The sequence below is a fragment of the Gammaproteobacteria bacterium genome (assembly GCA_014075255.1).
Classification (GTDB): Bacteria; Pseudomonadota; Gammaproteobacteria; order UBA4575; family UBA4575; genus JABDMD01.
Genome location: CP046178.1, coordinates 1,600,800 through 1,620,064 on the forward strand (window position 1 = coordinate 1,600,800; position 19,265 = coordinate 1,620,064).

Below are 19,265 nucleotides of genomic sequence, written 5' to 3' on the forward strand. Positions count from 1 at the left end.
CATGAGTGCATTACGTGGCATTTTGCGACTGTTTCATCTCGTTGCACATCTATTCAAAGGGCTGTTTTTGTCATATACAAAACTTCATGGCACGCAAAGCCATGATCTATCACAAGAACAACACCACATCATTCTTAGCTGGCTGCGAAAAACTGCCGAAATTATTGGAATTGAAATTCAGGTCAAAGGTACTCCAGTTGTGGCTCCAGCTTTCGTTGTTGCTAATCATATTTCTTGGCTCGATATATTAATCATATCTTCCGTACTGCCGGTTTCATTTTTATCTAAGGCAGAGATACGCAATTGGCCTATCGTAGGCACCTTATCTGCTAAGGCAGGCACTTTGTTTATTCATCGCGGTTCAAAAAATGGTGCTGCGGAAGCGGTTGAACTCGTAAAGATAAAATTAAAAGCAGGTCATAGCGTGGCATCTTTCCCAGAAGCCAAAACTACTAAAGGTAGTTCAGTAGAAATGTTTCATGCGCGTTTATTTGCAGCTGCAATTGAGACAGACACACCTGTGCAAGCTGTCGCATTGCGTTATCCGCCATTAGAAAATCAATCTACTGAAAACATCAATCCGATTGTTCCTTATGTTGAAGGACCAAATTTAGTGCAACATGCTTTTAGAATTATGTGTGCTAAACGCACGATTGCTGACGTGACTTTATGTAACCCTATAAAAAGTAAAGATCAACTTAGAAAAGAACTTGCGCAATCAGCAAGAGATACGATTGCGCAAATAATAGAAATTTAACGTTAATTTAATGCCTGCATAGCAGCATCGTAGTCGGGCTCATTAGCAATTTCACCCACAAGCTCAGCGTGAACTACTGAGTTTTCTTGATCAAGAACTACTAGTGCACGTGCTGTAATCCCTGCCAGAGGACCGTCTTCTATTAAAACGCCGTAATCGCGCGAAAATTCGTTAGATCGCATAATTGAAAGTGGCTTAACATTATCCACCCCTTCAGCTCCACAAAAACGTGACATTGCAAATGGTAGATCGGCTGCAATGACTAAAATCACTGTATCCTCATGCTCTTTAGCATAGTCATTAAACTTCTTTGTAGAAGTTGCGCAAACCGGTGTATCTAAACTTGGAACAATACTAAGAAGCTTTTTCTTGCCAGGGAAAGATGCAAGCGATACATTTTCTAAATCTTTATTAACCAATACAAAATCGGGTGCTGTAGAACCAATTTCTGGAAGGTTTCCATTTGTGTGTATTTCATTACCTTGTAATGTAATTTTTGCCATGTATTTCTCCGAGATAACTTGCGTTATGGCTTATTTATTATTTTGAAGTGTTTAATTTTTAAACACTAATTCTCAATAGAAGAATCATATTGGCTTGCATTCAATAAGCTGTCAATTGATGATTTATCTAATATTTCAATCTTGCATAACCAGCCTTCATCGTAAGGTGATTCATTTAATACTTCAGGCGAATCAACAAGTTCCTCGTTCACTGCAATTATTTTGCATCCAATAGGTGCAAAAATATCACTTGCAACTTTTACGGATTCCACGATTGCACAAGCACCACCTGGCTGATACTCATTCTCAACTTCTGGCAGCTCTACATATACAATGTCGCCCAATTCAGACTGCGCATACTCAGTAATACCAATGGTGGCTATTTCATCAGTTTCTAACAGCAACCAAATATGTTCTTCTGAATATATGCGATCGTCAGGGCTTTCACTCATAATAAACTCTCAGGTCCTTTCATAAATTTATGCTATTCATTGTATAATTATAAAAGTTTCATGCACTGTAATCGAACCGTAATTACCCTATAACTACCGTCAAATTAATGTACAAAATAATCTTATTTAGTTTTATCACACTACTTGTAGCCTGCAATCAAACCCCTACAGAATCCTTCAGCACTGAAGGTGCCTGGGTACGTGAAGCACCACCCAATGCGGGCGCTATGGCTGGCTATGTAACTATTAAAAACAATACCGACCAAGACCGCATACTTTCCTTTGCAAAAAGCAATCAATTCAATGCAGTTGAAATTCACCGCACTATTGTGGAAAACGGTGTGGCGAAAATGCGGCGCCAAGAGGACTTACCAATACTTGCTGGTGGCTCGCTTATACTGGAGCCAGGCAGTTATCATTTGATGCTAATGACTCCAAAATCTGCTTTTAAAGCCAATGATGAAATTACCGTAACGGTCGGCTTAAAATTGGACGATAATATTCAGGAAGTCGATATCGTAATGCCGGTTAAAAAGCCTAATTCATAAACAATAACCATAATAATCACAAGGCTTAATAAGAATATTATCCCCAAATAACGCGTAAGCGAGATTCTTAATTCGGTATTATCTCTGTAGCCGTTATCTAAAAATAATTATCCATGCAGATGTATTAATAATCTGCAACTCAATTGGTACTTGTCTTGAACGATTTTTCACATGCTTTTTCCAAAGCGTTCCAACTTATATTTCAATTAGACCCAGCTCTGATAGAAATAATTGGGCTATCTTTGCGTGTGAGCATAACTGCCGTTTTTATTGCCAGCTTAATTGGCTTGCCGCTGGGTGCAGCACTGGCTTTGTATAAATTTCATGGCCGCGGAATAATTGTTGCACTACTGAATGCTTTTATGGGATTGCCACCTGTAGTAGTGGGGTTAGTAGTGTATTTGCTTTTATCGCGCTCGGGCCCGCTTGGAGTGTTAGGTTTATTGTTTACACCCACTGCGATGATCATTGCACAAGTGTGTTTAATCACTCCTATCATCGCTGCCCTTACACGTCAAACCATTCTTGATGCCAATGTTGAATACCATGAACAACTGCGCGCGCTAGGTGCCAAAGCATCACGCATGATGAAAACTTTATTGTGGGAAACACGCTTTAGTTTAATGACAGGCGTGTTTGCAGGTTTTGGTCGCGCCATTGCCGAAGTAGGTGCGGTATTAATTGTAGGTGGCAACATCAACCATGCAACTCGAGTCATGACCACTGCCATTGCACTAGAAACACGCAAAGGCGACATCGAACTTGCTCTCGCTCTTGGTATTATTCTTATTACTATTTCTTTAATTGTTACTTCACTTGTGATGAGCGCTAAGCATGCTGCATACCAATATCATAGCTAACATGAATGAAGTAAATGCTTTGCCTTTGCAGGTGAATAATCTGCAAATTACTAAAAATGGTAATGCTCTATTAAGCGATGTCACGCTCTCGATAGAATCTAATGATGTAACCGTTATTCTTGGCCCGAATGGTGCTGGCAAAAGCCTGTTATTACGCTCAGCACATGGTTTAGAAACGCTTTCTAAAGGTTCTTTGCAATGGAATACACATACCCCTCAACCACAACATTCTTGGCGTGCCTATATTTTCCAAAAACCAGTATTATTGCGCCGCAGTGTGCGCGCTAATCTTGAATATGTGCTATCCCTACATAATATCAACAAGGCCGAATACACTTCATTGATAGATACAGCACTAGAACATACTGGATTAAGCCAACTGGCGGATCGCAATGCGCGCGTGTTATCAGGAGGAGAGCAACAACGCCTCAACATCGCTCGTGCATGGGTATTACAGCCCAAAGTGATTCTGCTAGACGAACCCACTGCAGAATTAGACCCCAATGGGACTGCGGCTATTGAACGTTTAATCAAGACAATTGCCCAACAAGGCACTAAAATAATCATGTCGACTCACGACTTAGGCCAGGCACATAGATTAGCTAATGACATCGTATTTTTACATCAAGGAAAATTAGTCGAGCACACGCCCGCTAAATCTTTTTTTGAACAGCCACAAAGCAAAATGGCACAGGACTTTATTGCAGGAAAATTACTAAATGGAGATTAGAAAATAATGAATAGGATTTTAACCATCTTTTTTCTATTGCTCATCACGATGAATGTGGTACTTGCCGAGGATGAATCATTTATTACTCTTTCTTCAACTACGTCTACTGATAATTCTGGTTTGTTGGAATATTTAATTCCTAAGTTTAAAAACAAAACCGGTATCGATGTGCGTGTCATTGCAGTAGGAACCGGTCGAGCACTTCTATTGGGTGAACGAGGAGATGCAGATATTGTATTAGTGCATCATCAAATATCTGAAGAAGAATTTGTAGAGAGCGGCTTTGGAATAGACCGCCGCGATGTCATGTATAACGACTACGTGATAGTAGGACCCAAAAATGATCCTGCAGATATTAATGAGTTAAAACATGCAGCAGACGCATTTAAGTTAATTAGTCAGCACCAAGTTCCTTTTGTATCGCGCGGAGATAACAGCGGCACACATAAAAAAGAAATAGAGTTATGGTCACTTGCTAACGTAGACGCTGTTAAGCACAGCGGCGACTGGTATCGTGAAGCAGGTGCCGGCATGGGGGCTACCCTTAATATTGCCAACGGCATGAGTGCCTATACCATGACAGATCGCGGTACGTGGTTATCGTTCAAAAACCGTGATGACCTCACCTTACTATTTGAAAATGACCCCCCGTTATTTAATCAATACGGCGTGATCTTGGTAAACCCAGATCGACATGGGCATATTAAATACCTACACGCTAAACAGTTTTCTGACTGGCTCATTTCAAACGAAGGCCAACAAGCCATTGCAGACTATACATTGGAAGATCAGCAATTGTTTTTTCCTAACGCACGGCATGAAATTGCTACAGTTGAGACTGATTAGAATTCGAATTCATTTCGCTTGTAGATATAATTATGCGCTCTAAATTCAATGTTTAAGGCGTAAAAATGGATTTCACTCAAATTCTAGAATTACTTTCCACCATTCCAATTTGGGCTTGGGCATTTGGCGGCTTTATTATTTTTATGTTCGTATTTGGTGACCAGAAACTATGGGAACTAGAAGTTAAGTTTCCAACGAAACCTGGTGTGGGTCGCGGTGAGGTAGAGTTTGAATGCCACAAGAAAAAAGGCAGCTCTATAGAATTAAAATTCACCCTAGAAGACCTTTATCAAAACAAAGACATTGAAATCATTCTAAATAATAAATCTATCTATACGATACCTGTATCCAAAAATACTAGTGCTCGAACATATATTAATGAAAAATTTGCTCTTCAAAAACCTAATGAAGGCGACAAAGTCGAAGTTAATATTGGCGGGAAAAAGCAATTTGAAGGTGTGCTTGTACGAGACTAATCGACATTGAGCAAAATTAAACATCCATATAAACCCAACCCTCTGACCTTCATATTTATCACACTATTTTTTGGCGGCTGTGCAGCCATTCTATCTAAAGTCGCTTCATCAAATACACAAGGGTTAATTTTAAATCGCTTTGTTGAATTCTCTGCGATAAATGCAACGATTTTTTACTGGTGCTTGACAGCTGCAGCTACAATATTTGTAGTCATTGGTTTGCTAGGTATTTACTCAGCCTTAACTTCAAAAAATGAAATTATCTTGATGGAAACTGGTTTTTCAGCACCAAAAAGTCTCATCGGCAATACTATAGTGGCCGTACATTATTCTGATATCACACACTTAGCACCCATATCGGTCAAAGGACAAAGAATGCTTAAAATTGAACATACAAACGGCAACATCGCTATTCAGCAGAGCGCACTACCCAATAAACAAGCGTATGATGAAGTGGTTAATACCATTACAACCAAAACGCAATCCTTCCAAGGATAAAATATGAAAATTCACATTTTCGTTTTCGCTATATTCATTGCACTGTTTAGCAATGTGTATGCAGAAACAAACATTGAAAAATATAAAGAAAATTATGCGAAACAACTTATTCCATTATTAAAAGAACGAATGGGTATGGAGCTTAAAATTCAATCTGAGGCTGATGCACATGAGCATGTCACAACACTGGCAAACAGAATGGCAAGCTGTCAATTAATCGCACTAGAAAACTACCCTCAAAAGTATCAAGATGCCTCAATCGTACCGATTGCAAATGGCGTCGATCTCAACAAAGCGAATGAAGACTTAAAGGTAATAATTCAAGAAGATATCAAAAGCGGCGAAGTAACCGATCAAGAACTCAAAACAATGACTGAAGCTGCGGTTGAAAAATACAAGATTTGCCTAAGCGACGCCGAGCCGAATCCAGACAATATGCCTCAATAATATGTCAAAACAAAATCCCTGAATAACTTCAACCGTAATGTTTATAAAAATGAAACACATCATCTTCGGAGTTATTATTGTCGCATTACTCAATATTGCACATGCAGAATCCAATGTAGAAAAATACAAACAAGTCTATATTGAACAGATAACCCCTATTCTTGAAAAACAGTTTAAAGATGCTTTAGCGACTGAAGCAGATCCGCAAGCTAAATTAAAACTTGTCGCAGAAGGTATGGCTAATTGCCAAATTGAAACGCTCAGCGCCTACCCGCAAAAATATCAAGATGCTTCCATCAACCCAGTAGCAGAAGGTGGAGATCTAAGCGAAGTTACCAAACAAGTAAATGAAATGATGAAAACCGACATTGAAAGCGGCACAATTTCAAAAGAAGACTTTACGGCCATGGTCGAAAGCGCAACTGAGAAATATATTAACTGCACAAAAGCTTTAGAAAAAGAGCTTTAATTCGCAGACCTTCAGTCGCGCATGTCCTAATTCGGACAGTTAATGAGTACAGGGACGATGTGCAGGATGCACAAGTGTCGCGTGAGACAGGATGTCGGAAGCGACCGTACGAATAAGAGGCGCATCCTGGACGATGCCTTCAAATTAACTCTTTAACCTAATGTCCGCTTTCGGCCATAAGCAGACATTTAATTAAATGGGTATCTATGTCTTAATCATCTCTAACAAAGCACCCGCAGCAGGATATGATGAGGCTGGATTTTGGCCGGTAATCAGGTTGCCATCGGTGACAGTATATGGATGCCATTCATCAACACTGGAATAGATTCCACCTTTAGCCTTTAACTCGTTTTCAACTAGAAAAGGCACTATCTCAGAAAGTTTGACTGCGTCCTCTTCAGAATTACTAAAGCCTGTTACCGATTTCCCATCAACTAATGGTGATCCATCAGAATTTTTAGTGTGTCGAAGTACTCCCGGTGCGTGACATACTGCAGCAACCGGTTTCCCAGATTGATGCATCGCTTCAATCAATGCTATTGAATCCACATCTTCTGCCAAGTCCCATAGAGGTCCATGCCCTCCAGGATAAAATACCGCATCATAATCACTTGGCAAAATTTCAGATAAGCAAATGGTATTTGCTAATACTGCTTGAGCATCATTATCTTGTTTGAATCTTTTGACTGCTTCTGTTTGGGCGCCTGGCCCATCACTTTTGGGGTCCAAAGGTGGCTGCCCGCCTTTCGGTGATGCAAGTGTAATCTCTGTATTTGCATCTTTGAATACATAGTACGGGGCTGCAAATTCCTCTAACCAAAATCCAGTTTTCTTTCCAGTATCACCTAGCTGATCATGCGATGTAAGTACCATAAGAATTTTCATTTAGATTTCCCTGGTTTAAGTGAATTTATAAAGTTGGATAACCAGTATTAACTATATTGAAAGCATAGTTTAATTATTATTATGTCTGATTCCGGCCAATAGCGGACATTCAAAATTTTAATTGGGAATCGGTAGTTTAGACTCACCTGATATTTCTCTCATTTTATTAACTAGCTCCACTGAGCGCTCTCCGTCAGATTCAATTTTAGTACCTCTTTTAATTCTTTCTTGAATTTCTTGAAGCTCCATACTGGCAGCATAATATTCATCGTTCTTCATAAGCTTTACCAAGCCGTGTAATTGCAGAAGTCGATGTTCTTTGCTTTTACTTATCTCTTTAGAGTACTCAATCGTGTCTATAGAACTTCTAAATTGCCATCCGGGATTGTAGCTATCATTTATAATTGGAGAATAATTATTTATGTTTCTAAATATTTCTTCATATATTTCTTTATCCCTGTAGCGCACAGTGCCACCAGCCCCGCCAAATTGATAAAATATTAGCTCCCAAAGCTCTCCAACTAATTTTCCATCACTTTCTGAATTGGCTGTAAATAGTTTCATATCAGCTGTACTACGGATCTGACCAGCAATTAAATATTTAATTGCTTCCAGCTCATTTCCTTTTGAACCTTCTACAACTGAGGCATAAAATAGTTGTGGTGAGTTTGCTAATTCGTATGACTCTTTTACAAATTCATAATCTTTATCGTATTTGTTCGATTCATTTAGAGAGATAGCTGAATCCAAAAGGTTAGAAATTGTAATTTCCGCACAAATCTCAAGTGGTGATATTAGTGCAATGATCAAAAAAGGTATGAAATTTGATCTCATAATTACTCTGCAATGCTAACCTCTGAATGTCCGCTTTGGGTCGTAAGCAGTCATTTTAAGATTGTTATTTATTGAATCCAACCTGAAATCCCCTTCAGTGGTTTAAGTTATGTCCGCTTTCGGCCAATAGCGGTCATTTTATGTAAGATGCAATTTCAAGCATGAAGGCACATCAAGTGACTATTTTTTTGCAGTAAAAAAGACAATAAGTATTCCAAATATTCCTGCCAAAGTAATTCCGTAGCCGATATGAACTACATAACAAAAAGATCCATACCGACCCTCCATCAATATAATATTTTTCAATGATTCTGGATAAGAAAGTATTGCAACATCACATTTAAATAGACTTAATAGGCCAATTAGAACCCCTAACCCTATAAAATATAATTGAGTTTTAAAGCTCTTCTCTGAGAGCAACAAAACCAAAATAAAAAAAGAAAAGAGCAAAAATAATGAAAGGTTATTCATATTAATATATATTCCCTTATTTGCTCAAGACTCAATGTCCGCTTTGGGTCGTAAGCAGACATTTTAAAGTTGTTATTTAGAGTTTCCAACCAAGATTCCCCATATTTGAATTGATTTATGACCGCTTTCGGCCAATAGCGGACATTCATAAAACGTCGTTACCACGGACCACAGTAATGCTTATCGAGTTTGCAAGCACTTCTCTCGCTTACGTAAATGAAGTCTTCTATAACCATAGTTTTTTCATTAATAACTAAAGAAACGTTACATTTATCTTCATTGCTGTTTATGAATGGCTGTCTATCTGATTTATACAATAGTTTCCCTTCGTTAAATTGTGTTAAAGACTGATTGTTAGGAGTCAGAGTCTTACTTTCATATATTCTTGATTCTAAGAGATTTTCATATGCGTTAATGCTGATTTTATCTTTAAGATGATCGCCTATATGTTGTTGCATATCTTTTTCAAATCCAGCATTACCGAACAATAGATTGCCTGTACAACCACATCCCGATAAGAAAAGAAAAATACTACTAATCAATAATGTTTTTGAATCCAACCAGATTCTCCCGATAGTAGTGTAGTTTATGTCTGCTTTCGGCCATAAGCAGACATTAAGTATTACGAAAATGTTTATAAATCAGTACAACTAAACCTATATTTACAATCATAAATAATAATCCTGGGACTAGACTTATAAAGAGATCTAAAAGCCCTACATAATTCCATTCTTCTACCGAAAGAAGCTTATATAACCACCATCCAATATGAAAAATTGCAATGATATAAAAAATATATTGAGACCAGCTTTTATTCATTATTAAAGCTATGCCTGCAAATAAATATGGAATTGAATAAATCGCGTAATTCCACTGATTAGACTGATAGGCCCACCACACAAAATACAAACCAGCAAGAATTACAGCAAATACACTTATCCACTTACCACTTGTACTTTTCTTTGTCTTATTTGTTAAGTTGCTTTTTGGTGTTGAATATTGGTTATCCATGATTAATATTTATGAATCTTGAATGTCCGCTTTGGGTCGTAAGCGGTCATTTTAAGTGTGTAGTTTTGAGATTCCAACCAAGATTCCCCTTATTTAAAATGATTATGTCTGCTTTCGGCCAATAGCGGACATTAGTCAGTTACTCTAAACTCTATCTTTGCACCATCAGGCAAATCTCTAATTTGCTCGTAAAATGTACCCAGATACGAAATATAGTCAGATACAGAAATAGGTTTAATATTTTCCAATGTGTAATCTCCACCAACTACAGGAGGTTTGATAAAACCGTAGCATTCACTTTCCTGTAAATGAACTTCACTAGAAACTAATTTATCTACCAGAGGGATATATAACCATTCGTTTGCATTATTACCTTCATCTATAACGTTTGAAAATAAATCTTTATTAGCTGCCACTTCATTGTAGACACCATCGTCCATGTGTAAGTGGCATACAGACCCATTATCTGTGACGATAAATAAGTCTCCAAAACGATTCATAAACCACACTGTAAATTCTGTGGGCAGCAACCAATGCCATGTCTTCAGTATTGTTGACCAATCAAATTGAGACTGATCTAGTATGTATTTATCTAGCATTTTGTTAATAGTGTGAATGTCCGCTTTGGGTCGTAAGCAGACATTTTAAAGTTGTTATTTAGAGTTTCCAACCAAGATTCCCCATATTTGAATTGATTTATGACCGCTTTCGGCCATAAGCGGTCATAAACGCTATTCATCATTATCGCAGTTTTGCTGCGTCCGATTGCATGCATTTGTTATGTGAAAAGCAATTATTATTTTTTCCGTAGAGTTATTTTGTAAATCATCTCACCTGCTTTATATGTAGGGAAGTAGCTATAAAAATAGTTTTCGTCAGAAGAAATTATTAACTGATCATCTCCTTCCCATGAAATATCTGGATTATTGAATTCTGCACCAACCCACACTTCGCTGTTTGGGGGATGGTTGCTTGACAGTAATACACGTATTACTGGTGACGCATCTCTATGAGTGCCACGTTCTATAAATGTAGTGATTTTATTTGATGGATGATCAATTGTACTAACATGATGCCATTCCCAACCAGTCCATGCATCCGTCGTAACATGCTCAAAATCTGGATTCATATTTAGCGAGATAGTATAGGTAACGCCATCTAGCTCTATTATTGAACTATATGAGTGTGTTGAGATACTTTTATAGGAAATGATTAGGTTAGTATCAGAATCCCAAGTTAAAGAAGGATATGATTTATCGGTACTTTCCCAAACAGTTATTCTTTCATCATGTTCAGATTCTAATGAAACTCGTAAAAGATTGCCGACCACTTCATTACCAAAATGAAGATTCTTCTCAATTATGGCTTCTACTACATTTTGTGGATTTTTCAACGAATTAATACGAATCCAATCATGCCATTTGTCTGATGAGGATTGGTAGAAAAAAGTTAGATAGAGGAGGTAGCTAACTAGTAACGCAATACATGATAAAGAAAATATACTAGAGCGGGTCATTTTTCTTTTTTAAATTACATTGTAATAAATGACTAATTTGCATTGCTATCGCAGCACCCAGGTTAATTTATGATTGTCCGCTTTGGGTCGTTAGCGGTCATCTTGAATATGTATTTCAGCTAAAATTTCACCAGTCGATGAATGAATATATTTCGCCACCGACTCTGTGTCTGTATTAATTTCTATTCTCTCATCCATTTCCATTTCTGAAAGTCTCTCGACTAGCGTTTCAGTTGCTATTTTTACAGACGGTGGTGGTTTTGTAATTCCGTCTTTTTGCATTTCAAGTCGAGTCTTCATGATTTCTATTAACTCACCTGCTCGAGTACTCATGAATTTTCCTTCTTGTTAAATGTCCGCTTTGGGTCGTTAGCAGTCATTTTAATTCTGTTTATTTTTGAATCCAACCTGAAATCCCATTCAATGGTTTAGTTTATGTCTGCTTTCGGCCAATAGCGGACATTCATCAACCATAAATAATTAACATGGTAGCAGTGAGGCAGCCGAGCCTATTGCATTCAGTAAGGCATTAATTATCTCGGTAGTAACTCTACCTCTATTGAAAACTATGTCACACAAAAATAGAAACAGTACTCCGACATAGGCTAGATACCCATAACCTAAATAGTCACTATAGATAATTGTGAACAACCAGTTTTGTTCAAAAATATAAAAATATGAGCAAATCAAGGTTGAAGTTACTAGTAGCACACCTGGAAGAAAAAGATGTGTCATTGCTTTGGGTTTTAATAAAGAAGCAACTAATAATAGAAAAAATATAAGCATATTACTTCCTGTAAATATTCTTATATCTCGCTTTAGTTCTGTTACCACAGCCATGTATTTTGTCTTCATATAGTCGCCTAGCTTCTCATTAGCTGCCTGCAAAGAGACTAGACGTATTTGGAAGTTGTCTTTTATAAGTGCAGCATACTTTTTCCGACACTCGCAATCCAAATCACGCATTTCCGCAATTATGTCCGCAAGCCTTTCATGAGCTTCATTTTTTAATTAAACTCCAAGCGTCCGCTTTCGGCCAATAGCGGACATTTGCCAAAATTATTTACTGTATATACTTAGATTTATTCTGATAACAATCCTTTATCTCTAACGTTAGCTTTTACACATTTAAGCGTGCCTCTTGTACGTTCGTGATTAGTAAGCACGACTATACCTTCTGCGGTGTGTAACCCATCATCACTGGCTTGAAACGTAAGCACACCAGTTAAATCTGAGCATGGTAATGGTCTTTTTACATTTATTCTCATATTATTCTTTTTTAATTTACCTTTCACTGTTCCTTTTTCAGAAGGACAATATCCATAATGATTTTCCCCTGCTACTTTTCTGCCAGTAACTTTTTTAAAATTCCAGTATGTCTCTCCAGATCCATATTTGTCCCAATGAGAACAAGTCCAATTCCCCTCTATAATTTCTTTTGCGACTGCTTCATCAGAAAAATCTAGTTCATTTGCACTGGTTATATTTATAAATAAAGTAATTATGCTGATTATTAAAAGTATACGAATGTAAGAAAAAGAGTTCATGATTCCCCCATTTTTATGTTTAATTATTTGAATTAATTTACAAAGTATTTTCGTCATATAATGTCCGCTTTGGGTCGTAAGCAGACATTAAATGATTATCTTGCATATGTGGGTCTGTCCTTACTCAACCCCATGGCATGCTTCATAAAAAACTTCTTCACGGGTTGAATGGAGTCTGCCGATCGCAAAGCTGCATTCCTTGCTGTCACCACCGTACTATTGCTTGAACCGAATGCCGCAACAAATGCATCCATTGCACTTTGCATAATTTGTGTCTCCCCCACCCTTGCACGCTCATATTTACGCAATACTTTTAAGCTGCCGATGTCACGTTCTGTTTGTTCTAGAACATCTGCTAACACTGCTGCATCGGTAAATCCTAAATTTGCGCCTTGGCCTGCTAATGGATGCAATGCATGTGCGGCATCGCCCACCAATGCAATACGAGGCTGCACCATGCTCTCGGCTTGACCTGATACTAATGGAAAGGCTGCACACTTTGATTTCAATGTGATGCTGCCTAGCTGTCTATCACTGGCCTGGGTTAAGGCCTCTGCAAACTCGTGTTCATTGAGCTTCATGAGTTCATCTGCATAGTCTCCACTGACTGACCAAACTATCGAACATTGGCCATTATCTAGTGGCAAAAGTGCTAACGGTCCTGTGCTTAAAAAACGTTGCCATGCAGTATTTTCATGCGGCTGTTCTGTTTGCACTAACGCTACCAATCCTATTTGCTGATAGCTTTTTTCAGTGTAGGCAATTTCTGCCAAATTGCGTACGGTTGAGCGACCACCATCTGCACCTACCACTAGTTTGGCAGATATAACCGTGCCACTATCTAACTCTACTTCCGCATGATCTTGAAAGGTTATGACTTTGCTTATGTGTTCTGGCAAAAACCATTCAACATTCTCCTGCTGCCGCAAAACTTCATTCAGACTGGATTGGATGACAAAGTTTTCAACGATATGCCCAAGATTGTTCCTATCCATGTCATTCGCGTTGAAGTGAACCCCACCATTTTCTTGGGAGCCACCTGCCTCATCCCACACATGCATATGCTGAAACGGTGAAACCCTTTTAGCTTGCATGGCAGGCCATGCATTCAAATATTTAAAGATGGCTTGTGAGCCTGGACTTACTGCTGTGACACGTGATTGATATTTTTGCTGATCTTTAAAGGCTGCAACTTCGCTTCGATCTATAATGGCAATCGACTTACCTTGCTTAGAAAGTAAGTTTGCTAGGGTTAGTCCGACCATGCCGGCTCCCGTAATAACTACATCAACTGAAAAATGCTCAGATGTCATGAGTTTACCGAATTACCTCTAAGCAGGCTTGTATGAGCGCCTGTAATAACTACATTAAATGTTAAGAGAATTAATTTCATGAGTTAACTGCATTCCCACGCAGAAGGTTGGCGCTAGAAACTGACTCGCCAAGATTTTGTTTCACAATCCGCTCTTCTAATACTGGTATTGCTCCCAGCATGGCTAACCCCAAACCTCGTGATTGTTTTAATACAGGATAGTCGGCGTTAAACAAAAAATTTAATCGGTCAGTAAAACGAATCGTTTTTTCTATATCTGGCTGGCGTTTACGCGCATAGCACATGAGCATCTTGTCTAGATTTCCATCGGAACTATTTAGATCATTCTCATTTAATAGTTCAACTAGTTCTGCAATGTCACGTAACGCGAGATTCAGTCCTTGGCCTGCAATGGGATGCAAAGTTTGTGCAGCGTTACCAATTAACACAACACGCTGTTGCACGCGTTGTTCGCTCATTAGCAAGGCCAATGGATAGGCAAAGCGTTTGCTCACTGTTTGAAAATGGCCTAAACGAAAGCCAAACGCCTGTTGGAGTTTGTCCTTGAAAGCTTGATCGCTTAATGCGAGATGATTTTCAGCGGCCTCCGTTGGATTCATCCATATAAAGCCGCAACGATTTCCTTCTCTGGGTAACAAGGCCAGCGGGCCCTCTTCTGTAAAGCGCTCATAAGCGGTGTTGTTATGTACTCCCTCACACTCAACACTTCCGACAATAGCTGACTGTTGATATTGTTTTTCTTCCACCTCTATCTCCAGCGCTTTACGAATAAAGGAATTTGCGCCGTCTGCTGCGACGAGTAAGCTAGCTTGAATTTCTTCGCCACTCTTCTGTTTGAGAGTGACGTGGTCACTGTGATTTTCAATTGCGGATACTTCATATGGTTGTATACGTGTCACGTTGTCTAAGGCATCCACCTGCTTATTCAGTGTATGGATAAGATGGTCTGCAGGTACCAAGTAACCGAAACTTTCTACTTCATAACGCGCACTGTCTAAGCGTGTAGCACCAAAGTGGCCCTGGTCTGAAATATGAATTTTTTTTATTGCTGTCGCGTGTTCTTGTAATTTTTCCCACATGCCTAATGCAGACAGCATTTTCTTTGAGGACAGTGCGAGCGCGATACTGCGTCCATCAAGTTGATCGGCTTTGAGTTCTATATCAACCAATGGTTGAGAATCTATTAATGCAATACGGTATGAAGAAGAAGCTAAGGCACATACTAAACTACTGCCAACCAGCCCCCCGCCTACTACTGCGATATCATAATGTGAAGCCATGAGTAGATTTTAGATTAATAAGCTGCAATGTCGTATTCAGACATGGCTTATTTTTAATGAACAGAAGCTGACATAAGCGCTTCAATTTCATCTGGATCACGAGTAAGTTTTTCTGTGAGCACACTACTGCCGTCTTTGGTAACCAATACATCATCTTCTATACGAATACCGATATCCCAAAATCTCTTCGGCACACCTCTAGCTTTAGAAATGTATAAGCCTGGTTCAACGGTAAGTGTCATGCCTGGTTCTAGCAGACGCCATTCTTCATCAAATCGGTAATCGCCCACGTCGTGCACATCTAAACCCAACCAATGCCCAGTGCGATGCATGTAAAACTGCCGATATTCTTCATCTTTGATGAGTTTTGCGGGTTTGCCTTTTAGCAAACCAATTTCTACTAGACCTTTGGTTAGTACTTTTACCGCTTCATGATGCGGATCATTCCAGTGGTTGCCCGGCTTCACTTTTTTAATCGCAGCAAGTTGCGACTCTAGTACTAGCTCATACACTTCTCGTTGCGCCTTAGAAAATGTGCCATTTACTGGGAACGTGCGCGTAATGTCACTTGCATAACCTTGGTATTCTGCTCCGGCATCAATTAATAAAAGATCACCGTCTTTGAGTTCTTGATTGTTCTCGATGTAATGCAAAATACAACCATTGTCACCACCCCCTACAATAGAAGGATACGCAGTTACGCAACCTGCTTTTCTAAACTCATACAATAATTCCGCTTCCACTTCGTATTCATACATGCCGGGCTGACATGCCTGCATGGCGCGAGTATGTCCTGCGATAGCCGCTTTAGCAGCTTGGCGCATAAGTGTGAGTTCGCTGCGTGATTTATACAAACGCATGTCGTGTACAAAATAGTCTAACGACAATAATTCATGAGGCACATGCTTTGAACTACGTGCAGAGCCACGTGATTGATTCACCCAGTTGATTAGGCGACGATCAAAGTTAGTGTCACGGCCCATGGGATAAAAGAAACGTTCACGATCTGCAAATAGTTTCGGCACCATTTCATCAAGCTCTTCGATCGGATATGCAAGGTCCGCGCCGTAATTTTCTTTCACACCTTCAAGACCCGCTCGGCGACCATCCCAAATTTCTTGTTCTGGATTTCGTTCTCGACAAAATAGAATAAATTGGCCTTTTGGATTGCCCGGCAAGATCAACGCCAATGAATCAGGTTCATCAAATCCGGTTAAATACAGAAAATCGCTGTCTTGTCTAAAGACGAAATCTACATCACGGTTTCTGGAAATTGATGTTGCTGAAGGAATTATGGCTACACCATCATTACCCACCATACGCATGAGTGTTTTGCGTCGCTTTAGTAGCTCTTTTTGATCAATCTTATACAAACTAAAAACTTAACGTTAGATTAGGAATTATTGAACACAGATTATATCTGGGATTATTGTAAGAGATTATTGAATCGTTTGGGGCCGATTCATTGGGTGCATTTCCTCATTAATAAGGAGTACCCCCATACGCACATACTCAACGATATCCGAGTACGCGACTTCATTCATCTCATCTTCTTCCTCCTCTTCTGAAGCCTGAGAAATTGTAGTGATGTCTTGCAGGATCTCCATTGAGTCTTCTGGCACGTGGGTTAAATCTTTTACGCCGGCTAGCGCTAATCCAAACAAGAAACCATCACACCATTTTTTTAGTGAGGTTACTCTAGCGTTCAAGCTATTGTGCTCTTCGGGAATGAGCAATGTGAAATTCAACAAGGTATCATTCAGCTCTTGTTTGGTATGTTCATATAATGCGCAAAGGGTGTCGTGATGATCGCCTTCTAGCGACTCCCCTTCTCCATTTTGTGTGCAAATTTCACCCAACCACCTTTTGCATTGCAAAGAATTATTCACTATCAACATTGCGCACAGCATGCCGTGGCAATCTTCCGGTGTGTAAGGTGATTGCACGTAAGACAGAATATCTTGAATTTTTTCGTAGTCAGGTGTCATAGGTTGTTGATTCTAACATCTCACCAGCGTAATCACTCGAAATTGATCCGCTAAAGATGTCTATATAAAAATGTAGTTTTGTAATTATTGCTTTTAAAACTCATTTCCCTTATTTCTATCATGAAATTATGGTTGAAATTAAAGCGGTATTAAAAGGTTTTTATTGGTAATTTTGTTAACAATTTTAGTTGACGAGTAAGCCTGTACAGCCTAACATTTTGCCATGGAAAAGCGAGACACCGGAAAGCTCAGCGAGCAAGATTTAAAGGGATTAGAAATTCGTGTAAACGAATTGATCACCACTTGTGAAGAACTGAAAAAAGAAAATAAACTTTTAAAGTTACAACAAGATTCTTACTCATCAGAACGCGCTAATTTGATCGACAAAAACGAACAAGCACGCAAGCGAGTTGAAGCCATGATAACCCGTCTCAAGTCAATGGAAGTAAGCGCTTAATCTTATGGACGAACCGATTACTCTCAATATCCTAGAAAAAGAATATCGTATCGCCTGCCCTACAGGTGAAGAAGAGTCCCTCCAGGCCTCTGCCCATTATCTAAACACAAAAATTCAAGAAATTCGTGATAGCGGTAAAGCAATTGGCACTGACCGTGTTGCGGTCATGGCAGCGCTTAACATATCTCATGAGTTTTTGAATCAGAAAACTGACCATGAAAAACATAGCAAGTCATTTTTCAATCGTGTTCGTAGCTTACAAGACCGCATCGATGTTGCATTGAAGAATACGCAACAACTCGAGCTGTAACCGCTCGCGCACTCTAGATATCTGTTAAAATTTCACACGTCGGGTACCGCTGCGGTACAGGTGTGCTTCCTGGTATTTCCCTTGAGCCTACTTTTACCCCCGGGGGCAATGCTGTTTAGATGTTGATGTGCATATCCGTTCTGCGGAGAGCCTAATTCATTTTCCGGTGCTCCCACTTGAACCTTTGGTTCAAGGACAACGGCAGCCACGGTATTCGTGGGGTACCCGCATTATTTTTAAACGCATTTCAGAACTAATTTAATTTTCGAGGAAACATAGCTATGCAGTACTGGTTAATGAAAAGCGAGCCAAGCGAATTCAGTATTGATGATTTAAAGAAAGTTAAAGTAGAACCCTGGGATGGTGTGCGAAATTACCAAGCACGCAATATGATGAACAAAGAAATGAAGAAAGGCGACTTAGCCTTTATGTATCATTCTAATTGCGACCAGATAGGTATTGTTGGAATCATGACCATTGCGCATGAAGGGTATCCTGATCACACTGCGTTTGATAAAAAAGACAAGCATTATGACCCAAAAAGCGATCCTGAAAACCCACGTTGGTTTATGGTTGATGTTCGTTACAAGCGAAAATTAAAACGCACCATTACCCTTGCAGAACTAAAAGAACATAAAAAATTATTAGAGATGCAATTATTAAAACGCGGAAACCGACTCTCAATCATGCCGGTAAGTGAAAAACATTGGGAATTTATTCTGTCTTTAGAGTGATTTCTTTACAAAAATTTATAAAAAACTTTGTTTTTTTTATAAATTTAGTAAAAAAAACTAATTATTTTTACTAAATTTGCATTTTTTTTAATATTTTTTTAGTTTTTTTTAAAAAAAATTCACATTAATTTTCTATATTAAATAACGTTTTATTAATAAAAAAACGTTGCGCACAAACTACAAATTTTCCGTTACTTTTCCCTGATTTAAGCAAAATACTTGTTGTTATGTTAAATAAATAGCTATTTTCGCTGTTTTTGACGTGAATGCAGTCACACTTTTATATAAATAAAAAAAACGTTTGTAATTTTAA

27 protein-coding genes and 1 other RNA gene are annotated in these 19,265 nt (G+C 38.8%); 13 read left to right on the forward strand and 15 right to left on the reverse strand.

Going from position 1 to position 19,265, the window contains the following annotated elements; translation table 11 throughout:
• Nucleotide 1 precedes the first annotated feature (1 nt).
• On the forward strand, nucleotides 2-757 hold the full coding sequence (locus GKR92_08095; protein ID QMU61657.1) for a 1-acyl-sn-glycerol-3-phosphate acyltransferase: 756 nt from the start codon (nucleotides 2-4) through the stop codon (nucleotides 755-757).
• 2 nt (nucleotides 758-759) lie between these two features.
• Here GKR92_08095 and GKR92_08100 read toward each other — a convergent pair whose 3' ends face one another.
• Nucleotides 760-1,260, reverse strand: a complete 501-nt coding sequence (locus tag GKR92_08100) for a thiol peroxidase (GenBank protein QMU61658.1) — start codon at nucleotides 1,258-1,260, stop codon at nucleotides 760-762.
• A 65-nt stretch (nucleotides 1,261-1,325) separates the two neighbouring features.
• Nucleotides 1,326-1,712, reverse strand: coding sequence for a glycine cleavage system protein GcvH (gcvH, locus tag GKR92_08105; GenBank protein QMU61659.1), 387 nt, complete (start codon nucleotides 1,710-1,712; stop codon nucleotides 1,326-1,328).
• Between the two features lie 107 nt (nucleotides 1,713-1,819).
• Here gcvH and GKR92_08110 point away from each other — a divergent pair, with 107 nt between their 5' ends.
• The 8 genes from GKR92_08110 (at nucleotide 1,820) to GKR92_08145 (ending at nucleotide 6,586) form a co-directional block, all read left to right on the forward strand.
• Nucleotides 1,820-2,260, forward strand: coding sequence for a copper chaperone PCu(A)C (locus GKR92_08110; GenBank protein QMU61660.1), 441 nt, complete (start codon nucleotides 1,820-1,822; stop codon nucleotides 2,258-2,260).
• 155 nt (nucleotides 2,261-2,415) lie between these two features.
• Nucleotides 2,416-3,120, forward strand: a complete 705-nt coding sequence (locus GKR92_08115; GenBank protein ID QMU61661.1) for an ABC transporter permease subunit — start codon at nucleotides 2,416-2,418, stop codon at nucleotides 3,118-3,120.
• A 1-nt stretch (nucleotide 3,121) separates the two neighbouring features.
• A complete protein-coding gene (locus GKR92_08120; protein ID QMU61662.1) occupies nucleotides 3,122-3,850 on the forward strand; it encodes an ATP-binding cassette domain-containing protein in 729 nt (242 codons plus the stop codon).
• A gap of 6 nt (nucleotides 3,851-3,856) precedes the next feature.
• Nucleotides 3,857-4,696, forward strand: a complete 840-nt coding sequence (locus GKR92_08125) for a sulfate transporter (protein QMU61663.1) — start codon at nucleotides 3,857-3,859, stop codon at nucleotides 4,694-4,696.
• Between the two features lie 65 nt (nucleotides 4,697-4,761).
• On the forward strand, nucleotides 4,762-5,172 hold the full coding sequence (locus GKR92_08130) for a hypothetical protein (protein QMU61664.1): 411 nt from the start codon (nucleotides 4,762-4,764) through the stop codon (nucleotides 5,170-5,172).
• A 6-nt stretch (nucleotides 5,173-5,178) separates the two neighbouring features.
• Nucleotides 5,179-5,670, forward strand: coding sequence for a hypothetical protein (locus GKR92_08135; GenBank protein ID QMU61665.1), 492 nt, complete (start codon nucleotides 5,179-5,181; stop codon nucleotides 5,668-5,670).
• A 3-nt stretch (nucleotides 5,671-5,673) separates the two neighbouring features.
• Nucleotides 5,674-6,117: a hypothetical protein gene (locus GKR92_08140; GenBank protein ID QMU61666.1), complete on the forward strand. Its 444-nt coding sequence runs from the start codon at nucleotides 5,674-5,676 to the stop codon at nucleotides 6,115-6,117.
• A gap of 49 nt (nucleotides 6,118-6,166) precedes the next feature.
• Complete coding sequence (locus GKR92_08145) at nucleotides 6,167-6,586, forward strand: hypothetical protein (GenBank protein ID QMU61667.1); 420 nt, start codon at nucleotides 6,167-6,169, stop codon at nucleotides 6,584-6,586.
• 204 nt (nucleotides 6,587-6,790) lie between these two features.
• Here GKR92_08145 and GKR92_08150 read toward each other — a convergent pair whose 3' ends face one another.
• The 13 genes from GKR92_08150 to GKR92_08210 all read right to left on the reverse strand — a co-directional run bounded on the left by GKR92_08150 (nucleotide 6,791) and on the right by GKR92_08210 (nucleotide 17,451).
• Complete coding sequence (locus GKR92_08150) at nucleotides 6,791-7,471, reverse strand: type 1 glutamine amidotransferase domain-containing protein (GenBank protein ID QMU61668.1); 681 nt, start codon at nucleotides 7,469-7,471, stop codon at nucleotides 6,791-6,793.
• 117 nt (nucleotides 7,472-7,588) lie between these two features.
• Nucleotides 7,589-8,305 carry a hypothetical protein gene (locus GKR92_08155; protein QMU61669.1) on the reverse strand — a complete coding sequence of 239 codons (717 nt, stop codon included), beginning with the start codon at nucleotides 8,303-8,305 and terminating at the stop codon, nucleotides 7,589-7,591.
• Between the two features lie 629 nt (nucleotides 8,306-8,934).
• Nucleotides 8,935-9,336: a hypothetical protein gene (locus GKR92_08160; protein QMU61670.1), complete on the reverse strand. Its 402-nt coding sequence runs from the start codon at nucleotides 9,334-9,336 to the stop codon at nucleotides 8,935-8,937.
• 55 nt (nucleotides 9,337-9,391) lie between these two features.
• Nucleotides 9,392-9,787, reverse strand: coding sequence for a hypothetical protein (locus GKR92_08165; protein ID QMU61671.1), 396 nt, complete (start codon nucleotides 9,785-9,787; stop codon nucleotides 9,392-9,394).
• Between the two features lie 131 nt (nucleotides 9,788-9,918).
• On the reverse strand, nucleotides 9,919-10,386 hold the full coding sequence (locus GKR92_08170; protein ID QMU61672.1) for a DUF1851 domain-containing protein: 468 nt from the start codon (nucleotides 10,384-10,386) through the stop codon (nucleotides 9,919-9,921).
• Nucleotides 10,387-10,583: 197 nt separating this feature from the next.
• Complete coding sequence (locus GKR92_08175) at nucleotides 10,584-11,303, reverse strand: hypothetical protein (protein QMU61673.1); 720 nt, start codon at nucleotides 11,301-11,303, stop codon at nucleotides 10,584-10,586.
• A 90-nt stretch (nucleotides 11,304-11,393) separates the two neighbouring features.
• On the reverse strand, nucleotides 11,394-11,636 hold the full coding sequence (locus GKR92_08180) for a hypothetical protein (protein ID QMU61674.1): 243 nt from the start codon (nucleotides 11,634-11,636) through the stop codon (nucleotides 11,394-11,396).
• A 147-nt stretch (nucleotides 11,637-11,783) separates the two neighbouring features.
• On the reverse strand, nucleotides 11,784-12,269 hold the full coding sequence (locus tag GKR92_08185) for a hypothetical protein (protein ID QMU61675.1): 486 nt from the start codon (nucleotides 12,267-12,269) through the stop codon (nucleotides 11,784-11,786).
• Between the two features lie 116 nt (nucleotides 12,270-12,385).
• A complete protein-coding gene (locus GKR92_08190) occupies nucleotides 12,386-12,907 on the reverse strand; it encodes a hypothetical protein (GenBank protein QMU61676.1) in 522 nt (173 codons plus the stop codon).
• Nucleotides 12,908-12,945: 38 nt separating this feature from the next.
• Nucleotides 12,946-14,163, reverse strand: coding sequence for a 2-octaprenyl-3-methyl-6-methoxy-1,4-benzoquinol hydroxylase (locus GKR92_08195; GenBank protein ID QMU61677.1), 1,218 nt, complete (start codon nucleotides 14,161-14,163; stop codon nucleotides 12,946-12,948).
• 76 nt (nucleotides 14,164-14,239) lie between these two features.
• Nucleotides 14,240-15,463 carry a 2-octaprenyl-6-methoxyphenyl hydroxylase gene (ubiH, locus tag GKR92_08200; protein ID QMU61678.1) on the reverse strand — a complete coding sequence of 408 codons (1,224 nt, stop codon included), beginning with the start codon at nucleotides 15,461-15,463 and terminating at the stop codon, nucleotides 14,240-14,242.
• Between the two features lie 53 nt (nucleotides 15,464-15,516).
• Nucleotides 15,517-16,827 carry a Xaa-Pro aminopeptidase gene (pepP, locus tag GKR92_08205; GenBank protein QMU62751.1) on the reverse strand — a complete coding sequence of 437 codons (1,311 nt, stop codon included), beginning with the start codon at nucleotides 16,825-16,827 and terminating at the stop codon, nucleotides 15,517-15,519.
• Nucleotides 16,828-16,902: 75 nt separating this feature from the next.
• Nucleotides 16,903-17,451, reverse strand: coding sequence for a UPF0149 family protein (locus GKR92_08210; protein ID QMU61679.1), 549 nt, complete (start codon nucleotides 17,449-17,451; stop codon nucleotides 16,903-16,905).
• 223 nt (nucleotides 17,452-17,674) lie between these two features.
• Here GKR92_08210 and GKR92_08215 point away from each other — a divergent pair, with 223 nt between their 5' ends.
• The 4 genes from GKR92_08215 (at nucleotide 17,675) to GKR92_08230 (ending at nucleotide 18,952) form a co-directional block, all read left to right on the forward strand.
• The gene (locus tag GKR92_08215; protein ID QMU61680.1) at nucleotides 17,675-17,908 is read left to right on the forward strand and encodes a TIGR02449 family protein; all 234 of its coding nucleotides are present in this window, start codon (nucleotides 17,675-17,677) and stop codon (nucleotides 17,906-17,908) included.
• A 4-nt stretch (nucleotides 17,909-17,912) separates the two neighbouring features.
• Nucleotides 17,913-18,218: a cell division protein ZapA gene (zapA, locus tag GKR92_08220; protein ID QMU61681.1), complete on the forward strand. Its 306-nt coding sequence runs from the start codon at nucleotides 17,913-17,915 to the stop codon at nucleotides 18,216-18,218.
• Nucleotides 18,219-18,261: 43 nt separating this feature from the next.
• Nucleotides 18,262-18,444: non-coding RNA, 6S RNA (gene ssrS, locus GKR92_08225), on the forward strand.
• Between the two features lie 55 nt (nucleotides 18,445-18,499).
• Entirely contained in the window at nucleotides 18,500-18,952 is a 453-nt protein-coding gene (locus GKR92_08230; protein QMU61682.1) for an EVE domain-containing protein, read from the forward strand.
• Nucleotides 18,953-19,265: the final 313 nt, after the last annotated feature.

Bases quoted from the DNA above. Each gene is read 5' to 3' on its own strand.
- GKR92_08180 (QMU61674.1), bottom strand. From the start codon at position 11,636: ATGAGTACTCGAGCAGGTGAGTTAATAGAAATCATGAAGACTCGACTT.
- GKR92_08145 (QMU61667.1), top strand. From the start codon at position 6,167: ATGAAACACATCATCTTCGGAGTTATTATTGTCGCATTACTCAATATT.
- GKR92_08195 (QMU61677.1), bottom strand. From the start codon at position 14,163: ATGACATCTGAGCATTTTTCAGTTGATGTAGTTATTACGGGAGCCGGC.
- GKR92_08100 (QMU61658.1), bottom strand. From the start codon at position 1,260: ATGGCAAAAATTACATTACAAGGTAATGAAATACACACAAATGGAAAC.
- GKR92_08120 (QMU61662.1), top strand. From the start codon at position 3,122: ATGAATGAAGTAAATGCTTTGCCTTTGCAGGTGAATAATCTGCAAATT.
- GKR92_08230 (QMU61682.1), top strand. From the start codon at position 18,500: ATGCAGTACTGGTTAATGAAAAGCGAGCCAAGCGAATTCAGTATTGAT.
- GKR92_08155 (QMU61669.1), bottom strand. From the start codon at position 8,305: ATGAGATCAAATTTCATACCTTTTTTGATCATTGCACTAATATCACCA.
- GKR92_08185 (QMU61675.1), bottom strand. From the start codon at position 12,269: ATGCGTGATTTGGATTGCGAGTGTCGGAAAAAGTATGCTGCACTTATA.
- GKR92_08110 (QMU61660.1), top strand. From the start codon at position 1,820: ATGTACAAAATAATCTTATTTAGTTTTATCACACTACTTGTAGCCTGC.
- GKR92_08165 (QMU61671.1), bottom strand. From the start codon at position 9,787: ATGGATAACCAATATTCAACACCAAAAAGCAACTTAACAAATAAGACA.
- GKR92_08215 (QMU61680.1), top strand. From the start codon at position 17,675: ATGGAAAAGCGAGACACCGGAAAGCTCAGCGAGCAAGATTTAAAGGGA.
- GKR92_08190 (QMU61676.1), bottom strand. From the start codon at position 12,907: ATGACGAAAATACTTTGTAAATTAATTCAAATAATTAAACATAAAAAT.
- GKR92_08140 (QMU61666.1), top strand. From the start codon at position 5,674: ATGAAAATTCACATTTTCGTTTTCGCTATATTCATTGCACTGTTTAGC.
- GKR92_08130 (QMU61664.1), top strand. From the start codon at position 4,762: ATGGATTTCACTCAAATTCTAGAATTACTTTCCACCATTCCAATTTGG.
- GKR92_08150 (QMU61668.1), bottom strand. From the start codon at position 7,471: ATGAAAATTCTTATGGTACTTACATCGCATGATCAGCTAGGTGATACT.
- GKR92_08125 (QMU61663.1), top strand. From the start codon at position 3,857: ATGAATAGGATTTTAACCATCTTTTTTCTATTGCTCATCACGATGAAT.
- GKR92_08210 (QMU61679.1), bottom strand. From the start codon at position 17,451: ATGACACCTGACTACGAAAAAATTCAAGATATTCTGTCTTACGTGCAA.
- zapA (QMU61681.1), top strand. From the start codon at position 17,913: ATGGACGAACCGATTACTCTCAATATCCTAGAAAAAGAATATCGTATC.
- GKR92_08175 (QMU61673.1), bottom strand. From the start codon at position 11,303: ATGACCCGCTCTAGTATATTTTCTTTATCATGTATTGCGTTACTAGTT.
- gcvH (QMU61659.1), bottom strand. From the start codon at position 1,712: ATGAGTGAAAGCCCTGACGATCGCATATATTCAGAAGAACATATTTGG.
- ubiH (QMU61678.1), bottom strand. From the start codon at position 15,463: ATGGCTTCACATTATGATATCGCAGTAGTAGGCGGGGGGCTGGTTGGC.
- GKR92_08095 (QMU61657.1), top strand. From the start codon at position 2: ATGAGTGCATTACGTGGCATTTTGCGACTGTTTCATCTCGTTGCACAT.
- GKR92_08170 (QMU61672.1), bottom strand. From the start codon at position 10,386: ATGCTAGATAAATACATACTAGATCAGTCTCAATTTGATTGGTCAACA.